The organism is Sorangiineae bacterium MSr11367 (assembly GCA_037157805.1).
Taxonomy (GTDB): Bacteria; Myxococcota_A; Polyangia; order Polyangiales; family Polyangiaceae; genus Pendulispora; species Pendulispora rubella.
Genome location: CP089983.1, coordinates 4,441,050 through 4,463,130, shown reverse-complemented (window position 1 = coordinate 4,463,130; position 22,081 = coordinate 4,441,050). Strand labels below are relative to the sequence as shown.

15 protein-coding genes are annotated in these 22,081 nt (G+C 63.3%); 10 read left to right on the top strand and 5 right to left on the bottom strand.

Annotated features, from left to right (window positions below):
* Positions 1-163 precede the first annotated feature (163 nt).
* Positions 164-1,465: a DcaP family trimeric outer membrane transporter gene (locus LVJ94_17845; protein ID WXB09084.1), complete on the top strand. Its 1,302-nt coding sequence runs from the start codon at positions 164-166 to the stop codon at positions 1,463-1,465.
* Between the two features lie 239 nt (positions 1,466-1,704).
* Complete coding sequence (gene katG / locus LVJ94_17840; protein WXB09083.1) at positions 1,705-3,888, top strand: catalase/peroxidase HPI; 2,184 nt, start codon at positions 1,705-1,707, stop codon at positions 3,886-3,888.
* Positions 3,889-3,937: 49 nt separating this feature from the next.
* Here katG and LVJ94_17835 read toward each other — a convergent pair whose 3' ends face one another.
* The 3 genes from LVJ94_17835 to LVJ94_17825 are packed head-to-tail and all read right to left on the bottom strand — an operon-like array spanning position 3,938 to position 7,175.
* Positions 3,938-5,497, bottom strand: a complete 1,560-nt coding sequence (locus tag LVJ94_17835) for a DHA2 family efflux MFS transporter permease subunit (GenBank protein WXB09082.1) — start codon at positions 5,495-5,497, stop codon at positions 3,938-3,940.
* Complete coding sequence (locus LVJ94_17830) at positions 5,494-6,714, bottom strand: HlyD family secretion protein (GenBank protein WXB09081.1); 1,221 nt, start codon at positions 6,712-6,714, stop codon at positions 5,494-5,496. Before LVJ94_17830 ends, LVJ94_17835 begins: the two co-directional genes overlap by 4 nt.
* On the bottom strand, positions 6,711-7,175 hold the full coding sequence (locus tag LVJ94_17825) for a PaaI family thioesterase (protein WXB09080.1): 465 nt from the start codon (positions 7,173-7,175) through the stop codon (positions 6,711-6,713). Before LVJ94_17825 ends, LVJ94_17830 begins: the two co-directional genes overlap by 4 nt.
* 80 nt (positions 7,176-7,255) lie before the next feature.
* On the opposite strand from LVJ94_17825, the gene polX reads away from it, so the two are divergent.
* Positions 7,256-9,004 (top strand): DNA polymerase/3'-5' exonuclease PolX, encoded by a 1,749-nt coding sequence (polX, locus tag LVJ94_17820; GenBank protein WXB09079.1) that lies wholly within the window; start codon positions 7,256-7,258, stop codon positions 9,002-9,004.
* Between the two features lie 203 nt (positions 9,005-9,207).
* Here the strand turns inward: polX and LVJ94_17815 are convergent, their stop codons facing one another.
* On the bottom strand, positions 9,208-10,596 hold the full coding sequence (locus LVJ94_17815) for an ATP-binding protein (protein ID WXB09078.1): 1,389 nt from the start codon (positions 10,594-10,596) through the stop codon (positions 9,208-9,210).
* A gap of 263 nt (positions 10,597-10,859) precedes the next feature.
* Between LVJ94_17815 and LVJ94_17810 the strand changes: the two genes are divergently transcribed.
* The 7 genes from LVJ94_17810 to LVJ94_17780 all read left to right on the top strand — a co-directional run bounded on the left by LVJ94_17810 (position 10,860) and on the right by LVJ94_17780 (position 19,404).
* On the top strand, positions 10,860-11,603 hold the full coding sequence (locus LVJ94_17810; protein WXB09077.1) for a TonB family protein: 744 nt from the start codon (positions 10,860-10,862) through the stop codon (positions 11,601-11,603).
* Positions 11,604-11,613: 10 nt separating this feature from the next.
* A complete protein-coding gene (locus tag LVJ94_17805) occupies positions 11,614-12,345 on the top strand; it encodes a MotA/TolQ/ExbB proton channel family protein (protein ID WXB09076.1) in 732 nt (243 codons plus the stop codon).
* A 9-nt stretch (positions 12,346-12,354) separates the two neighbouring features.
* Positions 12,355-12,864 carry a biopolymer transporter ExbD gene (locus tag LVJ94_17800; protein WXB09075.1) on the top strand — a complete coding sequence of 170 codons (510 nt, stop codon included), beginning with the start codon at positions 12,355-12,357 and terminating at the stop codon, positions 12,862-12,864.
* A gap of 3 nt (positions 12,865-12,867) precedes the next feature.
* On the top strand, positions 12,868-13,308 hold the full coding sequence (locus tag LVJ94_17795) for a biopolymer transporter ExbD (GenBank protein WXB09074.1): 441 nt from the start codon (positions 12,868-12,870) through the stop codon (positions 13,306-13,308).
* A complete protein-coding gene (locus LVJ94_17790; protein ID WXB09073.1) occupies positions 13,308-16,265 on the top strand; it encodes a TonB-dependent receptor in 2,958 nt (985 codons plus the stop codon). The genes LVJ94_17795 and LVJ94_17790 overlap by 1 nt, the downstream gene beginning before the upstream one ends.
* A gap of 117 nt (positions 16,266-16,382) precedes the next feature.
* The gene (locus tag LVJ94_17785; GenBank protein WXB09072.1) at positions 16,383-17,813 is read left to right on the top strand and encodes a hypothetical protein; all 1,431 of its coding nucleotides are present in this window, start codon (positions 16,383-16,385) and stop codon (positions 17,811-17,813) included.
* A 103-nt stretch (positions 17,814-17,916) separates the two neighbouring features.
* Entirely contained in the window at positions 17,917-19,404 is a 1,488-nt protein-coding gene (locus tag LVJ94_17780) for an FG-GAP-like repeat-containing protein (protein WXB09071.1), read from the top strand.
* Positions 19,405-19,434: 30 nt separating this feature from the next.
* Here the strand turns inward: LVJ94_17780 and LVJ94_17775 are convergent, their stop codons facing one another.
* Entirely contained in the window at positions 19,435-21,519 is a 2,085-nt protein-coding gene (locus LVJ94_17775) for a hypothetical protein (protein ID WXB09070.1), read from the bottom strand.
* Between the last annotated feature and the right edge of the window lie 562 nt (positions 21,520-22,081).

Below are 22,081 nucleotides of genomic sequence, written 5' to 3'. Positions count from 1 at the left end.
GATTCTAACGCGCCGCGGCTGAGGTGTCGAGGCCCAGCGGCTTCGGCCGCACTCTCCACCGACACCGCACGCGTCGATTTCTGAAGATTGTCTACAATCCTATCGTAGACACATGGCGGGACCTCCGTTATGGGTGAAGCTCACCCGAACAAGGGGGCTCGTCTTGAAGCTTCGATCGACGGCTGCGCGCGTCGTGATGGCGGCGGTGGTATCGTTTTCCGGCGACGCGGGGGCCGACGAGCTGCCGCCCGGCACGTTCCGCATTCCCGGAACGACGACGACGCTCACCTTGTCGGGCCATGCGCGGCTCGACGTGACGTACGACTTCAAGAGCCGCGATCCGCTCGTCACGGGGGAGGATTTCGGGACGCTCACCTCGCGGCTTCCGCTCAATTCGAGCTTCGAGGGCCGGAAAAACGGGCAGCTCTACATGACGGCCCGCACGAGTCGCCTCGGCATCGCCACCATGACGGACGCGGGGTGGGCCGACATCGGGAGTCGCATCGAGGGCGATTTCTGGTCCGGCAATCTCCTCTCGAGCCAGACGTTCACCAACTCGGTACTCTTCCGGCTGCGGCATGCCTACGGCACCTTGAGCGGCCGGTACGGAACGCTGCTGGTCGGCCAGACGTGGACGACCTTTCTCGATCTCGTGGCATTTCCCGACGTCGTGGACTGGATTGGCCCGGGCTCCACCGCGGCCATCCGCCAGCCGATGATCCGCTACGTCATTCCCCTTCCCGCCCGTTCCAGCTTCGCCCTCGCGCTCGAGAACGCACCGGGAACCGATCAAAATGGGATCACCGACGGCCCGGGAACGAAACAGCCGTTCACCCGCAAAGTGCAGCGTATCCCCGATCTGATCGGTCGTTTCTCGATGGCCGGCGATTGGGGCACGGCCTCGGTGGGTGCCGTGGCGACGCAGTACCGCGATGCGGGCGCGCCGGGTGCGGATTCGTATTCGAAGTATGGGTGGGGTGTCAGTGCGGCGGCAGCCGTGAAAATATTCAATGACACGTTCCGCACCACCGTCGCGGGCGGACGGGGCATCGGACGTTACATCGTTGCCGCAGGAACGACCGGGCAAGCTGCGACGAACACCGGGGATAGCTTCGTCCTGTGGAACGCACTCGGGTACCACGTGAATTATACCCACGTGTGGAGTCCGCAGCTGCGCTCCAATGCCGTCTGGAGTCAAACGCTCATGGCGAACAACGGGGCCAGCACCGCGGACGCGCCCTACGAAGCGACGGTCGATCCGGCAACGGGCGAGCTGATCGACCCGTTCGTGAACCAGAGGATCGAAGAGCTGTTCGTGAATACGTTCTTCACCCTGACCAAGCAGGTCGAGTTCGGCCTCGAATATGCGTTCTCGCAGCGGCACACGTTCGGCAACGACGCGGCGCCCTCGCAAGTGGGAACGATGCACCGCATCACGACGACGGCGCTTTTTTCTCTTTTCTAGCAGGCTCCGGTTCGACCATCGCCTCGGTCGGTAGATGGATTTTGCTATCGCGCGAAGACAGCGGAAGCGCTAACCAGGAAGTGGTCGAGGAGCTGCTGCCGTGCGGAGAAACGCGGTCGAAGGCTGATAGGACCAGCCTATCAATCTCATTGAAACGATGTCTTGGCGATGTCACGGCACGCAGTGCATCCTGACCCCCTAAAGCGGACGCACGCAGACCTTTCCCGAAAGGATTCCCCATGGCAACCGAGAGCAAATGCCCGTTCCATCACGCCGTCGGCGGCGGCACGTCGAACCGTGACTGGTGGCCGAACCAGCTTCCGATCGATCTTCTCCATCAGCATTCCTCCAAATCCGACCCAATGGGCGGGGAGTTCGACTACGCCAAGGAATTCCAAAGCCTCGACTTCGCGGCGCTGAAAAAAGACCTCGCTGCGCTGATGACCGACTCCCAGTCGTGGTGGCCTGCGGATTTCGGTCACTACGGACCGCTGTTCATTCGCATGGCATGGCACAGCGCCGGCACCTACCGCATCGGAGACGGACGTGGCGGCGGCGGGCGCGGGCAGCAACGCTTCGCGCCGCTCAATAGCTGGCCGGACAATGCGAGCCTCGACAAAGCGCGCCGCCTGCTCTGGCCGATCAAGCAGAAGTACGGCCGCAAGATCTCCTGGGCCGACCTCTTCATTCTCACCGGCAACGTCGCGCTCGAGAGCATGGGATTCAAGACCTTCGGCTTCGCCGGCGGCCGCGAGGACGTGTGGGAGCCGGATCTGGATGTGTACTGGGGTACGGAGAAGAAATGGCTCGGCGGCGACACCCGCTACTCGGGTGAGCGCGATCTCGCCAATCCGCTGGCGGCCGTCCAGATGGGGCTCATCTACGTCAATCCGGAGGGGCCGAACGGGAACCCCGATCCGATCGCGGCGGCGCGGGACATCCGCGACACGTTCGGACGTATGGCGATGGATGACGAGGAGACCGTCGCGCTCATCGCCGGCGGCCACACCTTCGGCAAGACGCACGGCGCGGGCGAGGCATCGCAGGTTGGCTGCGATCCGGAAGCGGGCGAGATCGAAGCCCAGGGCCTCGGCTGGAAGTGCGGGTTCAATACCGGCATCGGCGTCGACGCCATCACGAGCGGTCTCGAGGTCACCTGGACCACCACGCCGACGAAGTGGAACAACGACTTCTTCAAGCACTTGTTCGGTTACGAGTGGGAGCTCACGAAGAGCCCCGCGGGCGCGCACCAATGGAAACCGAAAGGTGATGCCGGCGCGGGCACCGTCCCGGCCGCGCACGACACGTCGAAGCGCATCGCCCCCGCGATGCTGACCACGGACCTCGCGCTTCGCCTCGATCCGGCGTACGAGAAGATCTCCCGGCGCTTCATGGAGCACCCGGATCAATTCGCCGATGCGTTCGCGCGCGCGTGGTTCAAGCTCACCCATCGCGACATGGGACCGCGCGCCCGCTACCTCGGACCCGAGGTGCCGGCCGAAGAGCTCCTCTGGCAGGATCCCGTCCCCGCGGTGAATCATCCGCTGGTCGACGAGAAGGACATCGCCTCGCTCAAGAGCAAGATCCTCGCGTCGGGCCTGTCCGTCGCGCAGCTCGTCTCCACGGCGTGGGCCGCGGCTTCCTCCTTCCGCGGCTCGGACAAGCGCGGCGGAGCCAACGGCGGGCGCATTCGACTCGCACCGCAGAAGGATTGGGCGGTCAATGAGCCCGCCAAGCTCGCGCAGGTGCTCGAGACACTCGGCGGCATCCAGCGCGACTTTAACGGCGCGGCCTCGGGCGGGAAGAAGATTTCGCTCGCCGACTTGGTCGTGCTCGCCGGCTCGGCGGGCATCGAGCAGGCCGCGAAGAACGCCGGTCATGCGGTGACGGTTCCCTTCACCCCCGGACGAACCGATGCCACGCAGGAGCAGACCGACGTCACGTCGTTCGCCGTGCTGGAGCCGCTCGCCGACGGGTTCCGCAATTACCAGAAGACCCGCTACAGCGTGCAGGCCGAAGTGCTCCTTCTCGACAAGGCGCAGCTGCTCACCTTGACCGCGCCCGAGATGACCTTGCTCGTGGGCGGACTCCGCGTGCTCGGGGCCAACTTCGACGGGTCGAAGCACGGCGTCTTCACCACGAAGACGGGGGCGCTGACCAACGACTTCTTCGTGAACCTGCTCGACATGGGCACGGAGTGGACCGCCACGTCGGACGCGAAGGACGTGTTCGAAGGCCGCGATCGCAAGACCGGCGCGGTGAAATGGACCGGGACGCGGGTCGATCTCGTCTTCGGCTCCAATGCCCAGCTCCGCGCCATCGCGGAGGTCTATGGAAGCTCGGACGCGCAGGCATCGTTCGTCCGTGACTTCGTCGCCGCGTGGACGAAGGTGATGAACCTCGATCGCTTCGACGTCCGCTGAGCGCGCGTTTCGGATGAAGTGCGGGCGCCCGCGTGGCGCCTGCACTCTTTTAATGCGCGGCCTTCGTATCGACGGTGGCGCCGGTCTTTGGCTTTCGCATCAAAAGAATGAGCCAGCTCGCGGCGAGGAATGCAAGGGCAAGCATCATAAAGTTCCCATTGAAGGCGCGAAGCAACGCCTGCTGATCGATGCGGAGCTTCAGCACCGCGAGGGCGGCGCCGTGGGGATCGGCCAGGCGCGCACCGGGGCCGTGCTCGAGCAGGGAGGCTTGATCAGCCACCAGGGGGCTGTAGGCATCCACATGGCTGGTCATGAAGGTGAAGGCTCGTTTGCTTTCGCGATCGAGCATGGTGGTCATCCACGCGGTGCCGATCGAGGCGCCGAGCTCGCGCGTCAGGTTGAACAAAGCGGTGCCGCCGGGGCGCTGTGCGATGGGGAGCGCTTGGACGGCGAGAAACGTGAGGGGCACGAAGCCGATGCCCGTGCCCACGGCGCGGATGAAGAGCGGTTTGACGATGGCCCCGAGGTCCGCGTCCGCGGTGAGGTGCGCATTCAGCCAGAGGCTCGTAAAGATGCCAGTATTGGCCAGTACGAGGAGAAGGCGAGGATCGACTTTAGTGACGAGGCGGCCCGCCAGGGGGAAGATCAAGATCTGGATCCAGCTTCCCAGGAGGAAAACGTGCCCGATCTCCAGGGCGCGGTAATGCATGATGTTGCCGCAGTAGAGCGACAACAAGAGCGAGCCCGCGAAAACGGCCGTCCCCACGAGAAAGTTGAGCGTGGTGGCGGCCGCGTATCCGCGATTGGCAAATACGCGCAATTCGACCACCGGGTGCGGTGTCTCCAGCTCGTGGCTGATGAAGCCGATGAGGGAAATCGCCGCCACCACGGCCAGCACCGTGATGGTCGTGCTCTCGAACCAGCCATCACGATTCCCCTCCTCGAGCACGTATTGCAGCGACACCATGCCGACGGCCAATAGGGCGATGCCAAAGCGATCCACCGGTGCACGGTCGGGAACGAAGCCCGGTTGCTCGATTTGGGTCCAGGCGATGTAGGCGGCAAAGAGGCCGAATGGAATATTGACGAAGAAGATCCAATGCCAACTTGCAAAGTCGACCAAGTATCCGCCAATGGTCGGCCCAAGGAGTGGCCCGGTGATCGCGCCAATGGCAAAGAGCGCACCGGCCATGCCGTGCTGCTTTTCCGGATAGCGCGAGAACAGGACGCTTTGCGACGTTGGAATGATGGCGCCGCCGCCCAGTCCCTGGAGAATGCGAAATACCACCAGGGAAAGGAGATTCCACGAGAGGCCGCACAAGGCGCTGGCCGCCGTGAAGACGAGAATGGACGCCGTGTAATAGCGGCGGAATCCGAAGCGCTTGAGCAACCAGCCCGACATGGGGATGATCGTGATGTTCGCCATTGCGTACGCCGTGGAGATCCACGCAATGCGATCCAGCGGCGTGCCGAAGTTGGCGCGAATGTCGTTCAGCGCCACGTTCACGATGGAAATATCGAGAAATGCCATCAATCCGGCAAACATGGTGCCCATGGTGATGAGCACCTTGTTCCCGCGCAGAAGCGTTCCCTCGTCCGCGGCGCTCACCGCGGCCTCGTTCGAACGGTGACGTCGGCGCTCATGCCCGGGCGGAGGTCCACGTCCAGCGGAGCGTCGAACCGCACCAACACCGGAACGCGCTGCACGACCTTGACGAAGTTGCCCGTCGCGTTGTCCGGCGGAAGAAGCGCGAAACGCGCGCCCGTTCCCCCGGCAATGCTCTCCACGTGGGCCTGGAAATCGCGGCGGCCGTACGTATCGAGCCGCACGCTCACCGGCTGGCCGGCGTGCATCTCGGCGAGTTGGTCCTCTTTGAAGTTCGCCACCACCCACACGTCGTCCAGCGGCACGATGGCGAACAGCGGACGATCGGGGCTCACCATCTGTCCCTCTTCGACGGTGCGCCGCGAGACCACACCCCGACGGGCCGCACGGAGCGTCGTGTACGACAGATTGAGCTCTGCCAGCTTGCGCGCCGACTCGGTCTGCTCGACCTTCGCCTCGGCGAGCGCCAGCGCCGCGCGCGCGGACGACACCTGCTCCATCGACGTATCCGCCGCGGTGAGGCGGCCCTTCGCGAGGACGATGCCACCGTTCGAGCCGGCCAGGGCCGCCTCCGCGGCCAGCTGCCGCGCACGCGCCTGATCGAGCTGCGCGCTCGCATTGTCGAACTCCGTCTGCCTCGAATCGAGATCCAGCTGCGGCACGGCATTTTGCTCGACCAGGGCGCGCGACCGCTTCAAATTGAGCTCCGCCAGCGCCTTGCGCGATGCTGCGGCCGCGTAATCGGCCTTGGCCTCCGCGATGGAGGCCTGCGCCGACGCCATGGATGACGTGGCCGAGGTCACCCCGCCCTTGGCCTGCACCACGTTCGCCGGCGCGGTCTTCTCGATGAGCAAGAGCGACGCCCGCGCGCCCTCGACCTGCGCCCGCGCAGCCACCACATCGGCGCGCGCTGCATCGAACCTGGCCTGGTAATCCGCGGGGTCGAGCTCCACGAGCACATCGCCCGCGTCCACCGTTTGATTGTCGGTCACGCGCACGTGGAGCACTTGGCCGGACACGCGCGCGGACACGTTCATCACACGGCCCTCCACCTGCGCATCGTCCGTGTTCTCACGCCCGGCGGTGAGCGCGTACCAGCTTCCCGCGCCCACCAGGGCTACCGTGCCAAGTGCCGCAAGAAGCCTCGGGGTGCGTCGTTTGCGCGGCGGGGCGGCGGCGTCCGTGGCCACCACGTCGGTCGTCGAAGTTGCGGCGCTCATCGGCCCTTGGCCTCCTCGCCACGCAGCACCATGCAGGTACTCGAGAGACGGGCCACGAGGCTGCCGGCTTGGTCGGTGATGTCGGTCTCGAGGGCGCCCAGGCTCCGCGTGCGCTTGATCGCGCGCCCCACGGCCGTGAGCCGTCCCGTTCGGACCGGTTTGAAATACTTCGCCGAGAGCTCGATGGTGGTGAACGTCTCGTCGTCCTCGAGGGTCGACGACATCGCCATGCCCATGGCCGCATCGCCCAAGTCGCAGAGGATGCCGCCATGCATCGTTCCCATGGGGTTCGTGTGCTGGGGGCCTGCATCCAACTCGAAAACCGCCCGCCCCGGTTCGATTTGGACGATGCGGAAGCCAACGAGCTGCGCCGACGGCGGCGGCGGAACCTCACCGCGAACCAGTTGCTCGATCCAACGAAGGTGCCCTTGCGTCTTGGGAATCCGTGCCGTTTCTTTCATCGTACGACCGTAATATGATGCTAATCATACGTGGGTCAAGCCCCCGAGCAGCACGGTTCGTTTTGGGCTACAAGGTGGGCATGTCCGATTCGAAGCAAGACGTCCTCGACATGCTTCACGAGCTCGCCGAGCTCACGATGATCGAGGAGGGCGATCCCCAGTCGTTCCGCGTGCGCGCCTACGAGAGCGCAGCCAATGCCATCGAGGCGCAGGCCACGGATCTGGGGAAGCTCACCGCGAAGGATTTTCAGAAGATCGAGGGGATCGGCAAAAGCACGGCGGAAAAAATCCGCGAGCTGCTCGACACGGGCAAGGTCGAGAAGCTGGAAGTGTTGCGGCAGAAGCACCCGCCGAGCGTGGTGGCGTTGCTGCGCATCCAGGGCCTCGGTCCCAAGGCGGTGAAGCGCCTGCGCGCCGAACTCGACGTGCACTCCATCGACGATCTGCGCGCGGCGCTGGCAGCGCAAAAGCTGCGCGGGCTCAAGGGCTTCGGCGCGAAGTCGGAGGAGAAGCTCGCGGCGTCGCTGGCGCGGCTCGAACAACAGGGCACGACCTCGCGCACGCCCATTTCGGTGGCGCTGCCGCTGGCCAACCGCGTCGTGGCGCGCATGCTCGAGTTGCCCGGGGTGACGCACGCGTCCTACTGCGGTTCCCTGCGTCGCTTCTGCGAGACGGTGGGCGACGTGGACATCATGGTCGCGGGCGGAGATCCGGCCCGTGTGATGGAGGCGTTCGTGTCGATGAACCTGGTCGAGCGCGTGCTCGTGCAGGGCGACTCGAAGACGAGCGTGGTCACCAAGCGCGGAACGCAGGTGGATCTACGGGTGGTCGCGCAGCACCAGCTGGGCGCCGCGCTCATGTACTTCACCGGCTCCAAAGGGCACAACATCAAGCTTCGCCAGCGCGCCCTCACGCGCGGGTGGACGCTCAACGAGTACGCGCTGTCGGAGCTCGAAGGCGGCAAAGTCGTTGCCAGCGAAACGGAAGAGCAGATCTACGAGGCGCTGGGCCTTCGCTTCATTCCGCCCATGCTGCGGGAAGATGCGGGCGAGATCGAGGCGGCGGAAACGGGGTCCTTGCCGCGGCGCATGGGAAAGGTCATGGGCGACTTTCACGTGCACACCACGGTGTCGGGCGACGGGCGCTCCTCGATCGAGGACGTGGTGGCCGCCGCCAAGGCACGCGGTTACGCCGTGCTGGCGCTGACCGATCACGCCGAGGGAACGCTGTCCGGTGTGGGGCGAGAGGCATTTCTGGAGCAGCGCGAAAAGATCCGGGCGATGCAAGCGGAGCTCGGAGATTCGCTGAAGTTGCTCCACGGCGTGGAGCTGAACATCGGGCCCAACGGTGAGCTGGACTACGACTTGGAGTTCCGGCGCGGGTTCGATTTCTGCCTGGCATCGGTGCACGACCATTTCGAATTGGACCGCGCCGCACAGACGAAGCGCATCGTGACGGCGATGCAGGATCCCACGGTGCGCATGATCGGGCATCTGTCGGCGCGCATGATCGGCGGGCGGCCCCCCATCGAGCTGGATCTGGACGCAATCCTGGAGGCGGCGGAAAGCACGGGCACCGCGCTGGAGGTGAACGGCGCCCTGCCCCGCCTCGATATGTCCGTCGAGGCACTTCGGAGGGCACGCGGGCGGGATATCCAGTTCGTGCTCACCAGCGATGCCCACCACGCCGACGAATTGGAGCGCGTGCGCTATGCATCGTTGAACGCGGAGCGCGCGTGGGTGGACCCAGACCGAGTGGTGAACGCCGGCACGGCCGAGCGACTCATCGCCTGGACCCAAGCCAAACGCGACGGCGGCGGATCGGCATAGACACACGCGTACCCTCCGAGAGGATTTACAGGAAGACGGGAAGACGGGAAGATTTTTAGGATTTCAAATCGGCCCACGGCGCTGATTGGAAACCACAAAACCAGCGTTCCGCGCTGCTGCACGCCGACGGTCCTTCCCGTCTTCCCGTCTTCCTGTTCAATTCTCTCTGCTTCTAGCTTTCAAAAGCCTCCGCGCCGGCAGCGTCAAGGGGGCGCTTTTTGGAGCATTTCTTTCAACCCGAAGACGAGCGTGCCGGTTTTCTTGAGGGCCGCCGTGCCTCCTGCGCGCCCCCAAAAGGCGTAGACGGGTTCGGCGACGGGGCTGGGGACCAACGCGAGCTTCTGCTCGAGGCGCACGCGATCGGCGATGTCCAGCGGGCGTTCCTGCCATCGGGCTTCGCCGAGGAGGGCGGTGCGACTTCCCTGCAAACCGAGCACGTCGACCTCGCACTGCGGGCCGCGCACGGACCACCAGCGCCCGACGACGAGGTCCTCGGGGAGTTCACCCTTTTCGACGAGGCGGCGCGCATGGTGGCGGGCCAAGTCTTCGAAGACCGCGCCTAGGTGCTTTTGCCAAATGGGCTCGACCCGCTGCAAGACGGCGCGGCCTTGACCGGAGGCGATTTCCGAGCGGTTTGCGTAGATGCACGAGAACCAGAAATCCAAATAGACGTCGTCGATGGCGTAATTCGGTTTCGCGCCCTTCGGCGCCCCGACGGGCAGCACTTTGCGCACGAGCCCCGCACGCACGAGTTGCTCCAGTGGCATTTCGACGCGCTGGCCCGCATCGGACGCAATATCCGAATAGCGTGTCCGCCCACGCCCGATGGCCGCGAGAATGCGCGCATAACCGACGCTGGCGGACGTCTGCTCGATGAGCATGGCTTCGGCGTCGAGGGTCAAAAGCCCCGCGGAATCGTAGGCGTGCGTGAGCAGATTGTGCTCGACGTTTTTCGCGCGATCCCAGGAGCGAAGGTGCAAGGGATAGCCTCCGCACGCCGCGTACGCGCGCAGGAAGTCCGGCGGCGAGAGATGCGGTAGGAAGGAACGCGCTGCGAGCGGATCCAATGGCTCGAGCCGCAGAGGAAGCGTGGGCCTGCCGCGCAGAGGGCCGTCCGGACCAATGAGATCTTCGACGACGCGAATGGCCGATCCGGTGAGGACGAGCATCAACTTGCTCTTCGAAGGCAGGTGATCCCAGACGACTTGAACGATGCTGGCGAATGCCGGCGTCGATGCGAGCAGATAGGGGACCTCGTCGAGGACGAGCATCAGTGGTTCGTCCTTGGCGAGGGCGGCGAAGTACTTGAGCGCGGCCTCCCAGGAGCCGAACGAGCCCCCCGTGCGATCGGCCACGTGATCGCCCAAGCTTTGGCGGAGCGCATCGTGAAGGCGTCCGAGCTCCACGGACTCGGACTGCTCGGTGGCACCGAAGAACACGGCGCGCCGGCCTTGGACGAAATGCGAGAGAAGGAATGTCTTTCCCACGCGCCGCTTTCCCCAAACCAATGCGAACTGAGAGCGTCCACGCTGGGCGAGCTTCCACGCGGCGCGAAGTCGTTCGAGCTCTCGAGTGCGGCCGAGGAGGGACATCTCTACAATTTACATGGAGTACATGGCCCATGCACTTCGAAGAACATGAACTACAAGCTGCGTGTAGTACATGATACTTGTAGCTCGATGAAACAAACGTAGAGCCCGCTGTGCATTTCGTGACGCTTCTGAACGTGATGTAAGAGGTGGCGCTGTGACGTTGGGGTATGTTGAAGGTGCCGAAGTCCGTCATCGGACCGCCTGACACTCGTCGCCTTGATGTCGCACGAACGTCACCGGGCGCCATTAAACAGGCGCAAGCGATGGGCTTCGAATCTTTCGGCCAACAGGAGCACGATCCTGCACGCAAACGGCGCCTTGCCGTTGGAGCGGGCGCAGGGCTCGTGGTCTTGGGTGGCCTGCTTGCGGTCGGGATTGCATTCGGGGCCATAGCGCCTCTCCAACAAGAGGAAGAGGTGGACGTGAAGCTCGTGGCCAAGATGCCCGAGGCCAAACCCCCGCCGCCTCCTCCCCCTCCCCCACCACGGGTGAAATCGCCGGCACCGCTGGGGGCGAAGAAGGCCAGCCCGATCACGCCGCCTACGGTGATTCCGCAGGAGAAGCCCCCGGAGACGGATCTGCAGAATGCCAAGAGCGAGATCCCCATCGGGGACGGCGACCCCAACGGAGATCCGAACGGCAAGGCCGGTGGACGGGGCTCCGGCGGCGTGGCCGTTGCACCGACGGCACCGCCCGCGCCCCCGGCACCGCCTCCCCCACCGATTCAGCTGCCCGAGCACGTGGACCCGCCGCAGGCGATCCACAAGCCGATGCCGGAATATCCGGAGGCCGCGCGCAAGCAGGGCGTCGAGACGGTGGTCGTCGTCAAGTTCGTCGTCACGGAGACGGGGGACGTGGCGGATATCACGATTATGCGCGGGCATCCGCTGCTCGACGAGACGGTGCTTGCGGTCGTGAAGACTTGGCGCTTTCAACCGGCCGTCATGGACGGTCACGCCATTCGCGTTTACCGCGTTGTGAAAATCCCTTTCAAACTCAGGACTTGAGGTTACTGCTATGATGTCGTTCAACCCGATTCATCTCTGGGCCAGCATGGGCCTCATGAGCAAGATCGTTACTTCGGTTTTGCTCGTCATGGCACTTTGCACCATTACCGTCGTGGTCGAACGATGGGTTGCCCTTTTCCGCGGCACGCGCGCTTCGCAGCGGTTCGCGGCGGCGGCGGGCGCGGCGCTCAATGCGCGCGAGTTCGAGAAGCTGGTCGTGCTTTCCGATGAGATCGCGCAAGCCCCGCTTTCGCGCCTGGTCGGCGCCACGGTCAAGCGTTACCTCCGCGCACGCATCGACGGTGTGCACGAGGCGGAGGGATTGACGCCCATCGAATTGGCCAAACGCGAAGGCGCCCGACAAACCGAGGAACTCGGAGCGGATCTGCGGCGCGGCATGGGCATGCTGGCGACGATTGGTTCGATTTCCCCCTTCGTCGGATTGCTCGGTACGGTCGTAGGTATCATCACCGCCTTCCAGGGCATTGCCTCGACGGGCTCCGGCGGTCTCGGTGCGGTGTCGGGCGGTATCGCCGAAGCCCTCGTGGAAACCGCGCTCGGCCTCATGGTGGCCATTCCGTCGGTCATGATCTTCAATTTCCTGAGCAATAAGATTGCGCGCATGGAGGGGGCCCTTCAGCGCTCGCTCGGGGAGTTGATCGACGAGATGGAAACGCACCAGGACCGCGAAGCCTCGGGGCGGCGGTTCGCACGACAGAACGACGCGCAAGCTGCCGAGTAAGGCGCCGCCATGAGCAAGCATATGCCGCAGCCCGAGATCAACGTGACGCCGCTGGTCGACGTCGTTCTCGTGCTCCTCATCATCTTCATGGTCATCGCCCCCGCGCTCGAACACGGCGAGCGCGTGGAGCTCCCCGCCATCGTGCGGCCGGACCCGAAGTCCAAACTGAAGCAAGAGCCCATCACCGTGAGCATTGCCGCAAGCGGCAAGATCTTCCTGGAGAAAGACGCCGTCGAGCGCGACGCGCTCGCGGCAAAGCTCGACGAGCTGCACGAGAAAGACGCGGAGCGCCGGGTCGTGTTGAAGGGAGACTCCAGCCTGAATTATGCCGAGGCGCGCGCCGTCTTCGCCCTGGTGGAGAAAACCGGCTTCGGCGGCTGTTCTCTGATGGTGAGCAAGAAGGGCAAAGAGGACGAGGCCGAAGAGGCCGAGCCGGCGAAGGAAAGCCGCAACTCGGACTCGAACGAGGCGGCGCCCGAAGTGGTGGGTCGCCTCGCCGCGGCGGGGAGCGGGAGATAAGCCATGGCCGTTACCCTCGAAGCCGGCAAGCCTGGGGCAAAACGAGCGGGCCCCGTACCGCCGGCCATCAACGTCACGCCGCTGGTCGACGTCGTTCTGGTTCTTCTCATCATTTTCATGGTGGTGACTCCTCTGCTGAACAAGGAGTTCAAAATCCACCTTCCGAAGAAGGACGATAACAAAGAGCAACCACCGCCCGAAAACGACACGCGCATCGTGCTGACCGTCAACAAAACGGGCACGATTCGCATCAATCGGGACGTGATTGACGACAATGAATTGGCGGAAAAGCTGCCCCGCATGCTCGCCGCCCGCAGCGACAAAGTCGTTTACTTCGATGCAGACGACGACGCACCTTATTCGCTCGTCGTGCAAACCCTCGATCGCACACGCCGCGCAGGCGGAAAAGCGATCGCGATCCTTACGGAGAAAGTCGCGCAGTAATGCCGCTTACGTCTCGTTTCCCAGGAAACGTGTATTTGCTGCTCGCCACGGCTGTGTCGTCGGCAACGGTTTTCGTGCCCAGTGTTGCCTCGGCGCAAGACGCACCCACTCCTGCGCAACCGCCGTCGTCGACGCAGACGCCGGAGCCGGCTCCCGCGGACGCGGCGGCGGAGGAAGGGGCCGAGGAGCTCAAGGAAGAGGATCCCGCGCGACCTCCGCCCAAGGGTAAGGGCGCCGTTTGGGGTGTCATTTCCGACCGCGATACCAAGGATACGCTGATCGAAGCCCAGGTCTTCGTGCTTGGGAAGAACAAGCGCGTGTTGACGGATGTCGACGGCCGCTACCGCATCGAGCTTCCGCCGGGCGATTACGATTTTCGCGTGGTGTACGAGCTGCACCAGACGCGCCGGTTGAAGCGAGTACGCGTCGTTGCGGGCAAGACGCGCCGCATCGACGTGGCGATGGAGTCGGACAAAGAGGCGCACGAGGAGCTCTCGCCCATCGAGGCCGACATCGAGCGCGCGAGCGCGGCGGCGCAGATTCAGATCCGGCGAAACGCCGCGACGGCGTCCGATGGCGTGGGTGCGCAGGATATTGCGAAGACGCCAGATAGGAACGCGGCCGACGCATCGCGACGCGTGGTCGGTGTGACGCTGGTCGAGGGTCGGTATCTGTTCGTGCGCGGTTTGGGCGAGCGGTATTCGAATGCGCTCCTGAACGGCGCACCGCTACCGAGCCCCGAGCCGGATCGGCAAGCCGTCCCGCTCGACATTTTCCCGACGCTGGTTCTCTCCGACGTCACCGTTTCGAAGACGTTCGTGCCGGACATGCCAGGCGACTTTGCGGGTGGCTCCGTCAATATTCACACGCGCGATTTGCCTCCCAAATTTCAGTTCCAGGCGAACCTCGGCTTGGGGTTCAATACCCAGACGACGTTTCAGCACCGCCTCTCGCACGAGGGTGGAAGCACGGATTGGCTCGGCATCGACGACGGAGGGCGCAAGCTACCTTCGATCATCCCGAATTACACGGTTTCGCGCGTAAACCCCGATGGCGAAACCTTGAATCCGAACCTCACCGAGTATGGCCGAGCCATCAACTCGCGTATGACCACGACGGATCCGATCTCGCTTCCAAACGGTACGTTAAGTCTCGTCATCGGTGATTCGTTCAAGTTCGGGAAGAAGAAGGAGCAGGCGTTCGGCTATCAAGTCGCCGCGGGCTACTCTCGACGATACGTGCGGCGTAACGACGAGACGCTCCGACGATTCGACCTCGTGCGACGGGACGCGACGAGCCCCCCTGAGCTCGCCCTCCAGAACGACTACGTCGCCAACACGGGGCTCGATTTGGTCTCATGGAATGGTCTGGCGACGCTTTCCTATGCACCTAGCCTAAATCATCGATTCACGCTTACGGGGTTCTACAGCCGTGGCTCCGAGAAGGAGGGGCGTGAGATCCATGGGCCCAACGCCGAGCGCAATTTCCAGACCATTTATGATACGCGACTCCGGTTCATCGCGCGCGATCTCATCTTCGGACAGCTGCGCGGCGAGCACCGTTTTCCCGAAACGATGGGAACTCAGATTGCGTGGAACGGCAGCGTCTCGCGGGCGGCTCTCGACGAGCCCAATACGCGTCAGACGGTTTACCTGGACGACCCAACACGGGGCCGTAGCTGGCTCTTGGGCACACTGAGTGGGTCTCACTTCTATGCCACGCAAAGTGAAGTCACCTACGGCGGTGGAGTCGACCTCACCCAACCGATCACGCGCGAAACGAAGGCTACCAAGAACTTCAAGATCGGCGGGCTCATAACCAGGAAGCATCGCTCCTTCGAGGCGCGCAGGTTCCGTTTCGAGCCGACCAACGAAGTACCGAACACGATCCTCTTGCCTCCCGACCAACTGTTCACGAACGACAACGTCGGGCCCGCGATCTTTCTCACCGAATACACGCGCCCGACGGACGGCTACAAGGCGGATCACAATATTTACGCCGGCTACCTCATGGGGGATTTCTGGTTCGGTGACCGATTTCGCGTGATTGTGGGCGAGCGCGTGGAGGCCTCCTCGCAGACGATCGATACATTCAGCCCGTTCGCTCCCGGTGCGCCGGCGAGCTCCAAGTTGGCAAAGACCGATCTTCTGCCATCGGCCAATCTCGTCTTCAAAGCGACCGAATCGTCGAATCTTCGGCTGTCGGTCTCGCGCACCGTGGCAAGACCGCAACTTCGAGAGCTGGCACCATTCTCCTTTTCCGACTATTTCGGCGCACGAGAGGTGCAGGGAAATCCCAACCTCGACCGCACCCGTATTTGGAACTACGACGTCCGCTACGAATGGTTTCCAGGCGAAGCAGATGTCATCGCCGCAAGCGCTTTTGCCAAGTCGTTCGACAATCCGATCGAGCCCGTCATCATCTCGCAAGCGGGCGGCGTCAAATCATTCCGCAACGCCCGTGGTGCAACCAACTTCGGAATCGAGCTCGAGGCGCGCAAGCAGTTGGGTTTCATCAGCAAAGCGCTTCAAGACTTCAGCGTCCTGTCCAATTTGACCTTGGTTCATTCGCGGGTCGAGCTGAGAACGGACGACCCTTTGCTCATTCAAACGAGCAGCGTTCGTCCGCTCGCCCAGCAGTCGCCCTACATCATCAATTTTGCCGTTGACTACAATCGCGAAAGCTCACGAACGCGTGTTCGCGTCCTCTACAATATTTTCGGCGAGCGCATCTCCGAAGTAGGCTCGAACGGTCTACCCGATATTTACGAACAACCGCGCGGCCAACTCGATGCGTCGATCACACAGGGAATCGGCCAATACCTGGATGTCAAACTAGCGGCCGAAAATATTCTCGATTCACCATACCGCTTCCTTCACAAGGATCACGACGAGTTGGTGCAACGCTACAAGCTCGGAACTTCCGTTTGGCTCAGCGCAACCCTAAACCTGCAATGACGCTCGCGCCGCGGGGATTGCAAACCTCATTCGAACCGCTCTGTTTCGCCAACAATTCGCGAACCCGAACTTTTCTCGTCACACAGTGGCCGTAATTGCCGCCCAAGGAGACTATCGATGAAATCCAGCTTCTTTTCCCTTGCTCCGCGAATGGCGAAAGCCTCGTATGCCGTGGGATTCTTGGCCCTATCGCTTTCCGCGTTGGGGGCCGTGGCCAGCGGCTGCAGCAGCGACGACAACAACAACGGCGGCACGACGCCGCCCCGGCCGGATGCCGGCAATGGCAACGACGGCGGCGGCACCAAGCCGACCGTTGAGCTGATCGGCGAGGTGACGACGAATACGACCCTCACGGCCGACAAATTCTGGCTTCTGAAGGGCGTCGTCTTCGTGCGCAATGGCGCTACGCTCACCATCGAAAAGGGCACCACGATCAAAGGCGAGAATGCAAGCAAGGGTATCCTCGTGATCCAGCCCGGCGGCAAGATCATGGCGGAAGGCACGGCCAATGAGCCGATCCTGTTCACGAGTCAACTCCCCGAAGGGGCCCGCAAGGCCGGCGACTGGGGCGGTGTCATCATCCTCGGGAACGCAAGGGTCAACCGGGGCGTGCACCGCGTCGACGGTCTCGATCAGGGAGGAACCTTCGGCGGTCAAAACGATGACGAGTCGAGCGGCACATTCCGTTACGTTCGCATCGAGTACAGCGGCATCGAGCTCAGCCCCGACAATGAGGTCAATGGCCTCACGATGGCCGGCGTTGGCCGTGGCACGACGATTGATCACGTCCAGATTCGTCACACGAAGGACGATTGCTTCGAGTTCTTCGGCGGCACCGTGAACGCAAAGTACCTCGCGTGCCAGTACAACCAGGACGACGGGATCGACTGGGACCTCGGCTGGACGGGCAAGCTGCAATTTTTCGTGCTGCAGCAGGATCCGAATACGGGCGAGGAAATGAACGGATTCGAGGCCGACAACGACAATCCCGCGAACAGCAACGAGCCTGTCTCCGAGCCCACGATTTACAACGTGACTCTATGTGGTCAGAATAGCGACCAGCCCAAGGCGCAATTCGGAATGCTCCTTCGCCGCAACACGAAGGGCCATATCTTCAATACGTTGGCTATGGGCTTCGAGTCAGGAATCGATATTCGCGACGTGGTGACCGGGACCAATGCGACCGCCGGCTCCCTCGAGGTGAAGAGCAGTCTGTTCTTTGGGAGCACGAACCGCGGTGTCGTGGATGGGATTGCGTACCCGGAGACGGGAAGCGTCGCCCCGGACAAAGACAACGACGGAAACGTCGACGAACTCAATTGGTTCAAGACGGGCACCTTCAAGAACTCCTGGTCGGATCCGGGCATCTCCGGTTGCTTCAACGCTGCGGCGCCGAGCTTCGGCCCGGCCACGTCGCTTACCACGAATGCGGCGACCCCGCCGAACGACGGCTTTTTCGATCCGAATGCCACGTACATCGGTGCGTTCAAGGATGCGAACGACAACTGGGCGACCACGGGCAACTGGATCCAATGGAAGGCTAACTGAGAAGTTTCTTCGCACTTTCTCCAGGATTGTGAAATGAGGGTCAGGCCGAAGCGCCTGGCCCTCGTTTTCATTTCAAGTGGTCGTCTCGCGAGGATCTCTTTCGATGGATGCTGCAGGAACGTCAACGACTCTCATTGCAACGAGCGTGGCACTCGTTACGGTTCTGGGCTTTGCTTGCGGCAGTTCAAGCGATGATGGCGCTCCCGTCCGCGACGCCGGCCCAGATCGGGGAATCATTGTCGATGATCGGGTTGATCCATTGCATTCATCCGTCGTGTTCGAGCCTTCGAGCGTTGTCGCCGATGGCGTAGCGTCGGCCAAGATCATCGTGACGTTACGACGGGGCGACCTAAGTCCGGCGCCGGGCGTGCACGTGGATCTGAGCGTGTCGGGAAACGGGAATAGGCTCAGTTCGGCCGCCGGAGAAACGGATAAGGCGGGGACATTCAGCGCCACCCTTGCATCGACGATGGCCGAGACCAAGACCGTGAGCGCGACGTTCGCACAATATGCTCTGAAATCCACAGCGACATTCGATCCCTGCCGCGGGAAGTTCTCGTTCCTCGCCCCCAGTGTCGCAATGAGCGATGCTCTACACGCGCCGCGAGCACTCGCCGCGGCCGACTTCAACGGCGACCGAAAAACCGACCTTGCCGTTGTAAGCAAGAATATCGATGAGGTACGCATCCTTCTTGGGAATGGAGACGGTACATTCATCGAGGGGAACACCTACATTACCAGAGGCGGCCCCGTCGCGATCGTGACCGCAGACTTCACATCCGACGGGAATCCGGACCTGGTCGTGGTGAACGAAGTCTCGGGCTCCGTCAACCTTCTCACCGGCAAGGGTGACGGCACATTCGCGAACGAGTACTTCAACGTGTCCGCTTATCCCGCGGCAGTCGTCGCCACCGATTTGAACCATGACGGCCGCATCGACCTCGCGATCCATAGCGGTACTAGCAGGAGTACCGTAAGCGTCTTGCTCGGGGTTGGATATGGCAAATTCTCGCCCCCCACGGAGTATATCGTTTATGGCCTAGCCATGAGCCTCGCGTCCGGCGACTTCAACAAGGATGGGGCAACCGACCTCGCCGCCGCGACCCACGACTCCGTGGCCGTGCTCTACGGGCGTTCGGAAGGCAAGTTCGATGGCCCCTACTACCCGATTACCGATGGGGAGGATTTCCGATTCGTTGCAACCGCCGATTTCGAAGGCGACGGCGACACGGATATCGCAATAGCCGTAGAATACGACACGTCGAATCTATTGAAGGGTGAACGCTCCGGTACGACGTTGAGCTCCTCGCGCCAGCCAAACTTTCCCCGTTCCTTCGTGACGACCGGTGATTTCGACGGTGATGGCAAAGCCGACGTGCTGGGCCCCGAACACCTTCTGATAGGAAACGGCAAGGGCGCCTTCTCCGAGCCGATCCCACTTCCCCACGGCAACTATCATGACAATTACGAGACCGCTGCCGCAACGGCCGACTTCAACGGCGATGGGAAACTGGATGTAGCAATCACGTCGGATCGCGATACTTCGCCGGGGCAATTGAGTATTTTGCTGAACTCGGGGTGTGTGCCATGATGCATGGCGGGGCAAATCGAGACGGTCGACTCACCGCGGAAACACGGTCACCGCTTGCGCTCTCTCGACGAAAAGGTTCACATCCTCCTCCAGCAGAAAGCCCTGCCCCGCCGCGGCGGTGGCGGCCGCGTGGACTCGGTCCACGTAGTCGGCTTTGTCGGCGTAGCGCTCCAGCAAGGCGGGGCGCGGGTCGGCTTTGGATTGTCGCTCGGTGGCGGTGGTCGAGAATGGGAGGATGCCGCCGCTGAATCCGCACAATTCGCCGGGGGCGTATCCCTCTTTTCGCAAGTTCCACGGTAGGTACGTGGCCAGGGGGACGCTGACGTCGGGGACGCGGAATCCGGGGAAGTCGTTGCCATCGGTGTCGGTCGTGGGGACGCGTATCTCGTAGTCTTTGCTCGTGTCGGCGACGGGGACGGCGTTCGAATAGTTGGTGACGTGGATCGCGTTGTGGATCCCCGTGTACGTCAGCCCTACCGAGGTCAAATCGGGAAAGCCTACTTGGGTGCGCGACTCCGGCAGGGCGAGTGTCCCCGCGGCGATGGTCGGATAATTCGACGGCGGCGGCGGATCGCCCGCCGCGAGCCAGTGCTCCATGCGGTCGACGATGGCGCGGTCCATGGCCGATTGATTCACGGGGTTCGACTTGAATTGGCAGGCCGTGAGCGCGGTCTGTGTGCCTGCGCCGTTGCCGCCGCCGTGTTGCGTGGCCGACGAGAGGTACAGGCGCACGTTTTCCGGAATGGGGATGTCGTAGCCTGCACCGTCGGTCACGTTGAGGGAGGCTCGGCCGCCCCAGAATTCGTAGCTGCCATCGAGCTGGAGGACCTTCGGGCAGCTGCCCGTCGCAGTGCACTTGGCCAAGAGTCCGTCGGTCTTGCCGGTGAGCGGATCGGTGGTCGTGGCGTAGGCAAATGGGAATTGATCGCCCGGCTGGAAATGGTCCTCGTGTTCCCTCGACGAGCGCCCCGGCTGTGCCCAACGTGCATTGACGAATGCCTTGCGGCCACCGCCGATGAACGGAATGATTCCGTCGAACACCTTGTGGCCACGCGCATCGTCGTTGAAGCCTTGCCAGGTAAAATCGCGCAGGAATCGGCCTGATTGGGAGATACCTTCGCCGATCGCGAGGCGATAATTCAAATCGGCGACGGGGCTTGGGTGGCCCTGGGCGTCGGCCTTGTCGTTTCGCAAGAACGATACGAAATCGCGTACGGCCGCGAAGCCGATGCCCATGACGATGGGATCTTTGGCGGGGTATACGAAGGAATAGATCGCGCCGGCGTCAGCATCGCTCGGGCGTTGGAGCTTCACGTGCCGGTCGTCGACGTACTGCCAACTCGAGGACGGAATCGGCTGCGAGGGCGAATCCCAGGTCATGCCGCTGGGGGTTCGCCATGTGGAGCGCACGTTGAAAATCACCTGGGAGGGATCGAGCGTCGATGCCGGATAGCTGAGGGTGAACGTGATGGGGTTCGTCGTGTTGTCGAAGACGAATTCCTCGCGGCTGGTTCCGATGATGGGCCCCTCCGCGTTGGTGGCGATGGGAAATCGCGTGCCAATGGGGGCGACGGTCTGCCCCGACGATACCGGGGAATCCGATTGAACGATGTCGCCCTGCCAACCGCTCCACACCAGTGTGTAGCCCCGACGCAAGAGAAAGCCATTGCCTTGCCGACCGGCGGCCAGTGAGTTGCCCGTGGCATCGAGGGCCTGGAGGCCCAGCATGGAGCCGCGGTTGGCCACGTCGTAAAAGAGAATCGGGACCGCCGAAACGGCGTTTTTCGGCCGCAGGATGACGAAATCCGTCGTGTACGAGACGTAGCCGTCACTTCCTACCGGAGCACGGTCCAAGTCCACGATGCCGGCGTTGGCCGGATGCGCAGGAAGCAACTTGCCATGGACGATGCCGCTCACCACCTCGTACGGGCCCGCGGTGCCGAAGGACTCGCCGCCGTACGCGTCGGTGACGGAGACGACCTCGATGTCGTCGACGTATCCTGGCAGGCTCCCCACGGGGGGCTGGTCGCCGTGGCTCGTACACGCGGCGGCCAGCGTGGAAAGGAGGACGCACGCGAAGGGGCCGAGCGGGCGAGGATGCATGGATTGGTGCATGGTTTGCTCCTCTCGCTGGGTTAGCACGTGCCGGCGGTGCGGGCCCCAATCAACGTACACCGGGTTGCTCGATATGGGGCATGGCCCTTACGCTCGAGACCGTGCATTCTCGGCTCGAGCTCTCGCGGTCGCAGATTCTCGCGTTCAGGCGACACGCCGGTTCGCTCGACGAACGCCTACCCATGCGGGCGGAGTCGCTCCGCCGTGCGGCATGGGGCGGGTTGCAGGACTCCATGCCGCGGGCCGCGCTGCTGTCGATCCATGCGCGGGTCGACGGTACCGGTCCGACGGCTTGGGAGCATCGATCGCTCGTTCAACTTTGGGGCCCCCTCCTTCGCGGGCTGGGCCGGGATTCCGCCGGTGGCTGCGCGCTCCGCGGTCGAGGCGCTCGGTCGTACGTTGACGCCAGTGCGCACACCGATTGGCGAGGCATGGATCCTCGCCGACGACGAGCCCGCGTTCCGGGCGCCATCGAGGCCTGCCGCCCCGGCGCGACTCCTGCCCAGTGGCGATGCGTATTATCTCCTGTGGGGAGCCGATCGCGAGCTCCTCGTGCCCAACG

Bases quoted from the DNA above. Each gene is read 5' to 3' on its own strand.
- katG (WXB09083.1), top strand. From the start codon at position 1,705: ATGGCAACCGAGAGCAAATGCCCGTTCCATCACGCCGTCGGCGGCGGC.
- LVJ94_17830 (WXB09081.1), bottom strand. From the start codon at position 6,714: ATGAGCGCCGCAACTTCGACGACCGACGTGGTGGCCACGGACGCCGCC.
- LVJ94_17825 (WXB09080.1), bottom strand. From the start codon at position 7,175: ATGAAAGAAACGGCACGGATTCCCAAGACGCAAGGGCACCTTCGTTGG.
- polX (WXB09079.1), top strand. From the start codon at position 7,256: ATGTCCGATTCGAAGCAAGACGTCCTCGACATGCTTCACGAGCTCGCC.
- LVJ94_17815 (WXB09078.1), bottom strand. From the start codon at position 10,596: ATGTCCCTCCTCGGCCGCACTCGAGAGCTCGAACGACTTCGCGCCGCG.
- LVJ94_17810 (WXB09077.1), top strand. From the start codon at position 10,860: ATGGGCTTCGAATCTTTCGGCCAACAGGAGCACGATCCTGCACGCAAA.
- LVJ94_17805 (WXB09076.1), top strand. From the start codon at position 11,614: ATGATGTCGTTCAACCCGATTCATCTCTGGGCCAGCATGGGCCTCATG.
- LVJ94_17800 (WXB09075.1), top strand. From the start codon at position 12,355: ATGAGCAAGCATATGCCGCAGCCCGAGATCAACGTGACGCCGCTGGTC.
- LVJ94_17795 (WXB09074.1), top strand. From the start codon at position 12,868: ATGGCCGTTACCCTCGAAGCCGGCAAGCCTGGGGCAAAACGAGCGGGC.
- LVJ94_17790 (WXB09073.1), top strand. From the start codon at position 13,308: ATGCCGCTTACGTCTCGTTTCCCAGGAAACGTGTATTTGCTGCTCGCC.
- LVJ94_17785 (WXB09072.1), top strand. From the start codon at position 16,383: ATGAAATCCAGCTTCTTTTCCCTTGCTCCGCGAATGGCGAAAGCCTCG.
- LVJ94_17780 (WXB09071.1), top strand. From the start codon at position 17,917: ATGGATGCTGCAGGAACGTCAACGACTCTCATTGCAACGAGCGTGGCA.
- LVJ94_17775 (WXB09070.1), bottom strand. From the start codon at position 21,519: ATGCACCAATCCATGCATCCTCGCCCGCTCGGCCCCTTCGCGTGCGTC.